Source organism: Streptomyces sp. 184, from assembly GCF_045781775.1.
In the GTDB taxonomy this organism is placed as follows: domain Bacteria; phylum Actinomycetota; class Actinomycetes; order Streptomycetales; family Streptomycetaceae; genus Streptomyces.
This window is the reverse complement of record NZ_CP123230.1, coordinates 6,886,366-6,897,815: the sequence shown is the minus strand read 5'-3', so window position 1 is coordinate 6,897,815 and position 11,450 is coordinate 6,886,366. Positions and strand designations below refer to the sequence as shown.

5 protein-coding genes are annotated in these 11,450 nt (G+C 75.8%); 1 reads left to right on the top strand and 4 read right to left on the bottom strand.

Features of this window, described 5'->3' with window-relative positions; genetic code table 11:
- Positions 1-72: 72 nt before the first annotated feature.
- From QBL21_RS29260 to QBL21_RS29245, 4 genes are all read right to left on the bottom strand, one after another.
- A complete protein-coding gene (locus QBL21_RS29260; protein ID WP_407565233.1) occupies positions 73-996 on the bottom strand; it encodes a carbohydrate ABC transporter permease in 924 nt (307 codons plus the stop codon).
- Entirely contained in the window at positions 993-2,396 is a 1,404-nt protein-coding gene (locus QBL21_RS29255; protein ID WP_407565232.1) for a carbohydrate ABC transporter permease, read from the bottom strand. Before QBL21_RS29255 ends, QBL21_RS29260 begins: the two co-directional genes overlap by 4 nt.
- A 21-nt stretch (positions 2,397-2,417) precedes the next feature.
- A complete protein-coding gene (locus QBL21_RS29250) occupies positions 2,418-3,797 on the bottom strand; it encodes an ABC transporter substrate-binding protein (protein ID WP_407565231.1) in 1,380 nt (459 codons plus the stop codon).
- Positions 3,798-4,426: 629 nt separating this feature from the next.
- Entirely contained in the window at positions 4,427-9,010 is a 4,584-nt protein-coding gene (locus tag QBL21_RS29245; protein WP_407566603.1) for an FHA domain-containing protein, read from the bottom strand.
- A gap of 561 nt (positions 9,011-9,571) precedes the next feature.
- On the opposite strand from QBL21_RS29245, the gene QBL21_RS29240 reads away from it, so the two are divergent.
- Complete coding sequence (locus QBL21_RS29240; protein WP_407565230.1) at positions 9,572-11,302, top strand: serine/threonine-protein kinase; 1,731 nt, start codon at positions 9,572-9,574, stop codon at positions 11,300-11,302.
- Positions 11,303-11,450 lie beyond the last annotated feature (148 nt).

Genomic DNA, 11,450 nt, shown 5'->3' with positions numbered 1-11,450 from the left:
GTACGACGGTACGGCCGCCCGGGTGATGTCCCCGGACGGCCGTACCGCGTGACCCTTCGCGTATCTACGTACCTACTTCACGGCGCCCGCCATCACACCCGACACGAACTGCCGCTGGAAGGCGAAGAAGACGATGAGCGGGATGACCATCGAGATGAACGCGCCGGACGCGATCAGCTCGATGTTGCTGTCGAACTGCCGCGCCTGCTGCTGCACCGCCACCGTCAGCGGCGGCTTGCCCGGGTCGGCGAAGACCAGGGCCACCAGCATGTCGTTCCACACCCACAGGAACTGGAAGATGCTCAGCGCCGCGATCGCCGGCCCGCCCAGCGGCATCACGACGCGGAAGAACAGGCGCATCTCGCTCGCCCCGTCTATCCGCGCCGCCTCCAGCAGCTCCCGCGGGATCTCCGCGAAGAAGTTCCGTAGCAGGAAGATGGCGAACGGCAACCCGAACGCGACGTGGAAGAGCACCACGCCCGTGATCGTGTGGAACAGGTTCAGGTCCCGGTACAGCGACGCTATCGGGATCAGCGCCACCTGCACCGGCACCACCAGCAGGCCCACCACCGCCAGGAACACCCAGTCCCGGCCGGGGAAGTCCATCCACGCGAAGGCGTAGCCCGCCAGCGCGCCGATGACCACCACCAGCACCGTGGACGGCACGGTGATCCAGATCGTCGTGGGCAGCGCGCCCATCACGTCCTCGTTGCCGAAGAGCGCGTCGTACGTGTCCGTGGTGAGCTGCCCCGGATCGCCGAAGACCTTCCACCAGCCGGTCGTCGCGATGTCCGCCGGGTCGCGGAACGACGACAGCAGCAGCCCCACCGTCGGGGTCAGCCACAGGAACGCCACGATCACGAGGAACACCCGGACCGCGCCGCCGCCCGCGAACCGGCCGACACGGGAGGCGATCGACTCCTTCGCCGGCGCCTCGCTCTTCGCCTCCCGCGGTTCCGGCTTCGGTGCGGTCTCCGCCGCTGCTGCGGTGGTCATCGGCCGGACTCCTTTCGCAGACGGCGGATATTGAAGATCATCACGGGGACGACCAGGAGCAGCAGGACGACGGAGATCGCGCTGCCCACGCCCAGGTCGGGTTCGGTGCCGGCGAACGCCTGCTGGAACAGCTCGACGGCCAGCACGTTGCCGTCCTCCAGCCGGGCGCTCGGCACGATGATGTAGACGAGGTCGAAGATCTTCAGCACGTTGATCATCAGCGTGACGAGCACGACGGCGAGCACGGGCGCCAGCACCGGCACCGTGATGCGCCGGAACACCTGCCACTCGTTCGCGCCGTCCACCCGCGCCGCCTCCATCAGCTCGCGCGGCACCGACGCCAGACCCGCGGCGATCAGCACCATCGCGAAGCCGGCCCACATCCACACGTACGCCGCGATCACCGCCGGCGTCACCAGCGACGGGCCGAGCCAGTCGACGCCGCCGTACGCCTCCGCGAAGTTCGAGGCGGGCAGCCGCAACTGGGCGCCGTCGGCCGCGGCCGGCAGCGTGAACGTACCGTCGGACGCCGTCGTGGCCGAGGCGACGACCTTGCCGTCCTTGACCGCCTCGACCTTGATGTCCTTCAGCGCCTTCTCACCGCTGTCGACGACGTCCGGCTCGCCGCCGCCGGGCTTGAAGTCCAGCCACACCGTGCCGCTGACGCCGTCGCCGGCGGCCTGCGGCTTCGCCGCCGGCTGCTCGCCCGCCACGTCCTGCGGCTTCACCGCGACCAGCGGCAGCAGCGCCGTCTGGCCGGCGCTGACCGTGGCGCCGGCGGTGAACGGGCCCTTGTCCGGGCCCTTCAGATCGCTGTTGGGCCGCGGCCGGGCGCCCGGCCAGGGCGCGGGGTCGCTGAACGTGTCGTGGATCGTCGTCCACGCCGCGTTCGCGGCTCCGCGCTCCGGCTCGTTCTGGTAGACGAGGCTGAAGATGACGCCCGCCGCCAGCATCGAGATCGCCATCGGCATGAAGACGACCATCTTGAACGCCGTACCCCACCGCACCTTCTCGGTGAGGACGGCGAAGATCAGCCCCAGCGCCGTGCAGACCGCGGGCGCCACGAGCACCCAGATCAGGTTGTTGCGCAGCGCGGTGCGGATCCGGTCGTCCCGGAACAGCTCCGTGTAGTTGTCCAGGCCGATGAATTCGTCGCCGGAGACGTCGAAGAGGCTGCGGTAGACCGAGTACCCGATCGGATACAGCACCAGGACGCCGAGCAGGACCAGGGCCGGCAGCAGGAACGCCACCGTGATCCAGCTCTTCGTCCGCACCACCGACCTCGGCGGCTTGCTCTGCTTCCGCTCTTCCGACTTCTTCTCTTGTGCCTTGCTGCCCGGCGGGGCGAGGGGGGCGGGTGCGGCGGAGTCCGCCGCACCCCCCGCCGACGAGGTCGACATCAGAGTCCCCTGCTCCGTCCGTCAGCTCTTGTACGCCGCGGCCGCGGCCTTTTCGAGGTCCTGCTGCGCGCCCTCGACGTCCTTCGGGTTCGCCAGGAAGTCCTGAAGCGCCTTCCACTCGCCCTTGCCCGCGGTGCCGCCGAAGTCGGCGGGCGCCTGGTCGGACATGTCGAAGCGGAAGTCGTCCCCGGCGTCGACGAGCGCCTGCGCGATCTCACGCTGCACGTCGTTCGGGTACGCGGCCATGTCCATGTTCTTGTTCGGCGAGATGAACCCGCCCGCCTCCGCCCACGCCTGCGCCGCCTCGGTGGAGGACAGGTACGTCAGCAGCGCCTGCGCGCCCTTGGAGCCGGTCAGCGACACGGCCGCGTCGCCGCCGGTGACCACCGGCTTCTCCGGGCCGACCGCCGGGAACGGGAAGACCTTCGCGTTCTCGCCGACCTTGGCGTCCGTCTCGTTGACGAACGCGCCGACGAAGTCGCCCTCGAAGACCATGGCGGCCTTCGGGTTGTCCAGGTCGGCGAACGGGGCGGTCGCCGAGTCCGGGAACGCCATCTTCGTCGCCTTCTTCGTGCCGCCCGCGACCAGCGTCTCGTCGCCGAACAGCTCGCCGAGCGTGGTCAGCGCGTCCTTCACGGACGGGTCGGTCCACGGGATCTCGTGCGCCGCGAGCTGGTCGTACTTCTCCGGGCCCGCCTGGGAGAGGTAGATGTTCTCGAACCAGTCGGTGAGCGTCCAGCCGTCCGCACCGGCGACCGCCACCGGCGGCACGCCGGAGTCGGAGACGAGCTGCGCGGTGTCCATGAAGCCCTGCCAGTCCTCCGGCTCCTGGGCGCCCGCGTTCTCGAAGGCCGTGGTGTTGTACCAGACCAGGGACTTGTTGGCGGCCTTGCAGTACACGCCGTACTGCTTGCCGTCCACCGCGCCCAGATCCTGCCAGCCCTGCGAGAAGTTCTTGCTCAGCTCCTTCTGCGCGGCGGCGTCGAGCGGCTTCGCCCAGCCCTCCTTGACGAACTCCTGCAACACGCCCACCTGCGGCGCGAACACGACGTCCGGCGGCTTCCCGCCGGCGACCTGGGTGCGGACGAAGGACGCGACGTTGTCGCCGGTCGGCACGTACTCCACCGTGGCGCCGGTCTTCTCCTCGAAGCCGTCGAGAACCTTCTCGAAGTTCTCCTGCTCCGGGCCCGTCCACACGGCGCCGACGCGCAGCGACTCACCGTCGAGCTTCGGCAGCGTGACGCCGGAGCCGGACTTGTCCGTCTTCCCGCCGCCGCCGTTGTCGTCGTCGCCGTCGTCGCCGCACCCGGCGGCGGTCACGGCGAGCGCGCCCGCGGCGATGATCGCCACCGTGGCCCGCACGACCTTCACGTGCTGCACTGTTCGCAGCGCACTGCGCATCCCAGCCTCCCCAGGAACGCGGGGCAGATGGGGTTGTCCCGTGCCGACGCAGACCTGCCCCGCAAGGTCTGTGCCGTGTACCGGTGCGAATTGCTGTGGAGTATGTCCTACGCCCCGACCGGCGGGCCCGCAATAGCGCCTTCTGCGTAAACCCCGACGACTGCCGATTCGTGACCGGTCCGTGACTGGAGAGCGTCGGAGTGTGAGGGCGGGCGGTGCCGAGCCGGGGCCGGCCGGGGAGGAAGAACCGCTGGTCGCCGGGGGGTTGTGGGGCGACGGCCGGAGGGGCGTGCGGCGGGCGGGGAGGGGGTCGGCCGGGGGAGGGAGGGGAGGGGCGGAGGGTTGACGGCGGCGACGGGGGTGGAGGGAATGGCACTTTGTTGCTGTGGGGACGGGTGGGACAGGTGGGACGGATCGTGCGAGTGGGGCGTTGAGGGCGGTGGTTCGGGCCGGCCGCGGGCGGGGCGGCGGGCCGGTCCTGAACGGCGCGTTCGCGGGTGCGGAGGGTCGTTGCGGGGTCGTTGCGGGTGCGTGCGGTCGTTGCGGGTGGTGCTGCGGGCGGGCCGCGCCCGGTGCGTACGGGCGGGCGGGGCCCGGTTGTTGCTACGGCCTGTTGCTACGGCTGATTGCTACGGGGACGTGGAGCGGGTGTCGCCGGTGGGGGCCGCGGCGGTGCCGGCGGCGCGTTGCAGGGCGCTGGCGAGGAGCGCCAGGTCCGTGGGCCCGTTGCCGAGTTCACGCAGGGGGCGGCTCGTCGGCGGTGAGCCCATGCGGGCCCACTCCAGCGGGACGACGGTGGGCCGCGCGGTCGCCGTACGGGGGATCCGGCCGGTGACCCGGGCCGCCTGGAACGGCACCGGCTCCGCCCCGGCGCCGCACAGCAGCCCGCGCCCGGGCGGCACGTCGTCGCCGCCGAGCACGACGTGGTGCGCGGCGCCGGAGACGGCGGCGGTCGCGGCGGTCGCCTCGGGCTGCGCGGAGGCGGTGACCAGGTGTATGCCGAGCGGGCCGCCGTCGCGGGCGATGGCCTCCACCACGCGGACGACCGACCCGGCGGCCGGCCGCGCGGGGCTGCCGAGGGCGGGGGCCACGAGGGCGTCGTAGTCGTCGACGAGCACCACGACGGCCGGCGGGGCGGAACGCCGCCCGGCGGGCGCGGCGGCGGAGCGCGCCGGGGAGGCGGCGCCGCCGGGCGCGGGGGTGCCGTGCGGCGGGGTGCTGCCGCGCCGCGGGGCGGGGTTGCCGTGGGCCGGGGTGGCGCCGGGGCGCTCGGTTGCCGTGCCGTGGGCCGGAGTGCCGTGCGGGGGTGTGGTGCCGGGGCGCGGGGGGTGGGACGTACCGCGGCTCGCAGCGTCCGTACCCGGAACGGCTCCCGCTGCTGCTCCCGCTCCGGGGCCCGGCGCCTCGCCGGAGCCGGCTCGCGGGCGCAGCCGCAGCGTGTTGCTCTGCGGCGCCTGCACGTCCGCCGCGCCCCCCGGCCGCGGCTCGCCGCCGGAGCGCGGACCCGGGATCGCCGGGCCCTGCGGCGCCGCCTCGCCCTCCGGGGCGTACAGCGCGGCCCGCCGCTTGAACTCCGCACCCAACTCCTGCGCGAAGTCCCGCATCCGCACCGGGTCGGCCGCCACCAGATACCCCGAGACGTGCGGCAGGTCCGCCGCCGCGCCCAGCGCGTCGCCCCGCTCCCGCCCCGCGCCGTCGACCAGCACCAACTGAAGCCGCTCCGGCGGCTCCCCGGCGGCCAGCGCCGCGGCGAACGAGCGCAGCAGCTCCGACTTGCCGCCGCCCGCCGCGCCTTCGACGGCCAGCGGCCCGGCCGCCAGGTCGGCCACGAGCCGCCCGGCGGGGCCCGCGCCGAGCACGGCGCCGACGCGCGGGGCGCCGGAGCGGGACTCCAGCCAGCGGGCGGTCAGCGCGGTGGGGGTGGCGCGGGCGAGGTCGAGTTCGTCCAGGAGGCGCACGGCCCCGGGGAGCACGCCGCCGCGGCGGGCGGGGTGGGTGCCGTCGCCGTCGTCGCGTTCGCCGTACGGGGCGAGGGCGCGGGCCAGCCGCTCCGCCCACGCGGCCGACACGGCGTCGACCGTTCCGGCCGGCCCCGCGGAGCCCTGCCCGGAGGCGGCGACCTCGAACCAGCCGCCGGCCGCGGCGGGTTCGGCCGGCGCCGCGATGCCGTCGCCGCGCAGGCGGGCGCGGCCGGTGCCGTAGGCGGTCGCGGGGGAGGAGCCGTCGCCGGGGTCGGCGGCGTCGTACGGACCGGCCGCGGGCGGTTCGGCCCGCCCGGGGGCCGCCGCGGACCCGGGGGCGCCCGGTTCCGTAGCGACGGGTGCGGCGTCCGGTGCCGCCGCCGGCGGGCGCTGGAGGAGCCGCAGGCCCGTGGCCACGTCGCCGCTGAGCAGCCCCACCGCCCCGCACGCGGCGAAGCCGGGCGCCGCCTCGCGGGCGGCGTCGTACGTCGCGGTCAACGGCGAGGCGGGGGTGGCGGGCGCGGTCTCGGCGAGGCAGACCACGTGCACGCCGGCGGCGGGGCCGCGCTCGGCGAGCCGGGCGACGGCGTCGCGGACGGCGGCCGTACCCGGATCGCCGTCGACGACGACCACGCTGCGCGCCCCCGGCACCGGCTGCTCCAGCCGCCGCTGCAACTCGCCCACGCGGGCGGCGGCCTGCTCCCGGTCGTACGCGAGCAGCAGCCGGCAGTCCTGCCCCTGCCGCGGGCGTACGTGGGGGAGCCAGCCGGCCCACGACCAGTCCTCGACGCGGGACTCGTGCGCGCGGGTCGGGTCGGCGGCGATCAGGACGAGTTCGAGGGCGTCGGGCCCGTGCAGGGCGGCGAGTTGGGCGACGACCGAACGCGCGAGGCCGGCGAGCCGGGGCCGCGGCCCGGCGAGCGCGAGCGACCCGGCGCGGCGCAGGTCGACGGTCACCGGCACGGTGCTACCGCCGGGGCGGAACTCGGTGCCGAGCCGCACCACGAGCGCGTCGGCGTCGGCGGCCCCGCGCCGGAAGACGAGTCCTTGCCCACCGGGGTCGCCCGGGGACGTACCGCGCGCGCCGGATCGAGCGGTGGCACCGGAAGAGGAGGGCGCACCGGTCCCCGGCGGCACGGGAGCGTGGGCCGCGGCACCGGGATAGGGGTGTGCGGGGCCGGCCGGGGTGGCACCGGGCGGGATTTTGCCCGCGGGTGCGCCGGGGCCCGGGGTGCCCGGTTGCGCGGGGATGCCCGCGGGTGCGCCGGGATCCGTCCGCCCGCCCGCGGCGCCGGGGCGCCCGCCGGGCTCGGGGTGCGCGGTGTGGTGCGGTCGCGTGTCGCCGGGGCGGTCGTCGGGGGAGTAGAGGAAACCCGGCCGGTACGCCGCCTCGTTGGACAGGGCCGCGAGGAGGATGGCGGCGGCGTCCGGGTAGCGGTCGTGCAGGTCGGTCGCCTCGATGCGTTCGGGCACGGTACGGGCCGCGGCCGGGGCGGCGACCGCCGGCGCCGCGCCGTCCTCCCGGCCGCCGAGCCGCCGGGCCCACGCGCGGATCCCGCGCCGCGGCGGCTGCGGTACGGAGGCCGCGGGCGCGGGCCGGGCCGCACCGGCGGCATCGCCGCGCGGTCGCAACTCCGGCGGCACGACGGTGCCCCGCGTAGGCGTACCCCTGCGCACCGCAGAGTTGTCCGGCCCGGATCCCCCCTCGGCACCGGCACGCCCCCGCGCCCGCCCGGCACCGGTCCCCGCGCCACGCGCGCCCCCGGCACCCGGCGCGCCCCGGCCGGCACCCGCGCCGCCGTCGTGCCCGGGGCCCGGCCCCGCAGGGGGTCCGCTCCGGTCGGGGGCGCTGTGCCCGTCGCCGTGCCCGGGGTCCGCCCCGGTACGGGCTCTGCCCCGGTCGCGGGCGGGGCGTCCGTCGCCGTGTGCCGGGCCCGCTCCGGTCGAGGGGCCGCCCCGGTCCGAAGCGCCGTGTCCGGGGGCCGCGCCCGGTCCGTTTCTGTCGTGCCCGGCGTTCGTTCCCGAGGGGTCGTTCCGGTCGGCGGCGCGGTGTCCGTCGCCGCGCCCGGACTCCGCTCCCGTGCCCCGCCCGTCGTGTCCCTCGCCGTACCCGGAGCCGCGTGCGCCCCGCGCGTGGCCGTCTCCGTCTCCCAGCACCGCCCCGCCGCCGTGCGTAGGGTCAGCTCCCCCGGGGCCGTTCCCGGTGCCCGTGTCGGTGCCCTGGCGCCCGGCTCCGCGCCGGCCCGGGCGTCCGCTGCCGGGCTCAGCGCCGGGGCCCTGGCCCGTGCCCGCGCCGCTCGGCGACTTGCCGGACCGCGCGCCCCCGGCCCCGCCCGGGCGTCCGGCGCGCTCGCGGCCGTGGTCGAAGCCCGCCTCCGCGCCGCCCCGGCCGGCGTCCTCCGCACCTTCGTCCGCGGCGTACGCGCCCCCGCCTCCGTACTCCGGGCCGCCGCCCGCCGGCCAGCCGCCGCCGAGCCCGGTCGTCGTCGCGCCCCGCTCCTGCGGCAGGCGCTGCTCCGGCACCCGGCTGTGCTCCGCCGAGGACGACCCCGACCCGGCCCCCGGCCCCGGCCCACCGCCGTACTCCGCCGCACCCGCGCCCGTACGCCCGGACCCGGCACCGCCCGCCCCCGCCGGCGAGGCGATCCGCAGGGCCGACTCCCCCACCCGCAGCACCGCGTCGGCCGGGAGCGGCACCGGGGTGCGGCCCACCGTCCTGCCGTCGACCGTCGTGCCGTTCGTGGAACCCAGGTCCTCGACCGTGACGCGGCCGTCGGACGTGACCGTCAGCGCGCAGTGGAGCCGCGAGACGTCCGGATCGTCCAGCGGGACGTCGGCGTCCGCGGACCTGCCGATCCGGATCTGCCCGCCGTGCAGCAGGTGGACCCCGCCGGCGTCGGGCCCGGCGACCACCCGCAGGCTCGTGACCGCCGCGGCGTCCGCCTCCGGCGGCTGGCCGTGGCCCGGGTCCGCGGGCCCGCCGAGGCTCAGCACGGCGCCGTCCACCAGCGGGGGTTCGCCGAGGAGGATGCGGTCCGGGTCGAGGAGCCGCTGTCCCGCGTACACCGCGACGCCCGCGCCGCCCGTGCCGCTCGCCGTGCCCCCGCCGCCGCTTGCGGCTGCCGCCGCGGCGTCGAGCAGGCCGCCGGCCACGGCGCCCAGTGTCGTGCCGGCAGGTGCGGTGACGATCACGTCGCGGCCACGGGCGGCAGCACCGCCGCGCGTCGCCTGGACGGTCAGCCGGATCTGCATGCCGGTCACCGCTCCCTTCCCTGGGCAGGGCCCGCTACGAGGGCCGCCGTCATATTCCCATCTCCCACCGACAGCCCGCTGCGGGACCGGTGTTGGTGGATCTTGTATGGCCGCTTACCGACCCAACTCCGACTCAAAATTTGCCGTTGGCGACCGCTGTTGACGCCTTCGTCGTCCCTACGGGGCAACCAACGACCGGGACGCTGACGTCCTCTCTTCGAACAGGCGTCACGAAACGGCTGCGGACGGGCGATACGGAAGTACGGCACCGGTGAGAGGGCGCCGTAAACGGGTACCGCGTCCGCAAAGGGGCACACGTACGGGCACGGCATGCGGGCGCCGGACGGGGCCCGCGGGACAGCAGAAAACAGGAGGCGGCGTCCGGAAAACCGGTGGCCAGGGGCGGACCCGGGTCAGCCGCCGGCGGCCCGGCCCCGGTACGGGCGTACCCCGGCCGGAGCCCGGCGGGCGCCGCCGCGCCGCCACTAGAGTGGTGCAGATGGCACCCGGACCGACCGGTCCGCGGGCCGTAGGGACGATCACGACCAGGGAGCGCATGACGTGCGGCCGGTAGGCAGCAAGTACCTCCTCGAAGCGCCGCTCGGGCGCGGCGCCACGGGCACCGTGTGGCGTGGCCGCCAGCGCGAGACCGCGGGGGCGGAAGCCGCCGTGGCGGGCAGCCCGGGCGAGGTTGTCGCCATCAAGGTCCTCAAGGAGGAGCTGGCAGGCGACCCCGACGTGGTGATGCGGTTCCTGCGCGAGCGCTCCGCGCTCCTGCGCCTCACCCACCCGAACATCGTCCGCACCCGCGACCTCGTGGTCGAGGGCGATCTGCTGGCCCTGGTCATGGACCTCGTCGACGGTCCCGACCTGCACCACTACCTCCGGGACAACGGCCCCTTCACGCCCGTCGGCGCCGCCCTGCTCACCGCCCAGATCGCGGACGCGCTGGCCGCCAGCCACGCCGACGGCATCGTCCACCGCGACCTCAAGCCCGCGAACGTGCTGCTCGCCGGCAGCCCGGGCCCCGACGGGGTCGGCCGGATGCAGCCGATGCTCACCGACTTCGGCATCGCCCGGCTCGCGGACTCCCCGGGCCTCACGCGCGCCCACGAGTTCGTGGGCACGCCCGCGTACGTGGCGCCCGAGTCCGCCGAAGGCCGCCCGCAGACCTCCGCCGTGGACGTCTACGGCGCCGGCATCCTGCTGTACGAACTGCTGACCGGCCGGCCGCCCTTCGGCGGCAGCTCCGCCCTGGAGGTGCTCCACCAGCACCTCAACCAGGAGGCGCAGCGCCCGCCCGGCCTGCCGGACCCGATGTGGACCGTCGTCCAGTCCTGCCTGCGCAAGAACCCCGACGAGCGACCCAGCGCCGAGAACCTGGCCCGCGGGCTGCGCACCGTGGCCGCCGGCATCGGCGCCGGCGCCAGCCCGGCGCAGGCGACCGCCGCCCTCGGCGTCGCCGCGCTGCTCGCCGCCGACCCGCACCCGGCGCAGGTGCCGGGCACGGGCGTGGGCGCGTCGGACCCCACGCAGATCCTCCCGTCCGGCAGCGGCGCCCCCGGGCAGGGCGCGTACGACCCGAACGCCGCCACCAGCGTGCTGCCCGCGGGCGCCGCGGGCGCCGCGGGGGCCGCAGCCGCGCACGGCCAGCAGGGGCACGGCGGCCAGGGCGGCCCCGGGTCCGAGGACGGCACCCGCGTCATGCCCGTCACCGACGGGCAGTCGCAGCAGGAGGGCCCGCACCCCTGGGAGAACCAGATGCGCGCCGCCCGCGACCGCGGCGAGCAGACCCAGCAGATCGGCTACCTGGACCCCAGCGAGGACCCGCTCCGGCGCCGCCCGCCGCGGCGCGTCCAGCGCCGGCAGCCGCCGCCCGAGGCGTACGCCGCCCCGCCGCCCCGCCGCGAGCCGCCGCCCCAGCGCTACGAGCCCCGCCCGCAGCCGCCCGCGCCCCCGCCGCAGCAGCCGCGGGAGCGGCGGCGCAGCGCGAACCCGATGCGCATCCCCGGCCTCGGCTGCCTCAAGGGCTGTCTGTTCACGGTCCTCATCCTGGTCGTCGGCTCGTGGCTGATCTGGGAGCTGACCCCCGTCCAGGACTGGATCGCGGACGGCAAGGGCTTCTGGGACCAGATCACCGACTGGGCCACCGACCTGAAGAACTGGATCTCCGACTTCAACGACGCCGCCGACGACGCCGAGAAGACGAAGGACAACATCGACGAGGGCGTCAACGACCTGAAGGACGTCCAGGACGGAATCGACGACCTCCAGGACAGCACGGGACAGTAACTACTGCGGGCAACTACACCGGCAGCCAACGCGGTCCGCCCGGCCCGCAAACCCCCGTCCGGCCTGTGAGCATGCCGACAAGTCGACACCCACGAGGGGTTTCCCGGGCGGTCCGGCACCCAACGTCCGCGTCGCCGCGTAGCTTTGT

Excerpts from the sequence above, each read along its gene's own strand:
- QBL21_RS29260 (WP_407565233.1), bottom strand. The coding sequence starts at position 996 with ATGACCACCGCAGCAGCGGCGGAGACCGCACCGAAGCCGGAACCGCGG.
- QBL21_RS29255 (WP_407565232.1), bottom strand. The coding sequence starts at position 2,396 with ATGTCGACCTCGTCGGCGGGGGGTGCGGCGGACTCCGCCGCACCCGCC.
- QBL21_RS29250 (WP_407565231.1), bottom strand. The coding sequence starts at position 3,797 with ATGCGCAGTGCGCTGCGAACAGTGCAGCACGTGAAGGTCGTGCGGGCC.
- QBL21_RS29245 (WP_407566603.1), bottom strand. The coding sequence starts at position 9,010 with ATGCAGATCCGGCTGACCGTCCAGGCGACGCGCGGCGGTGCTGCCGCC.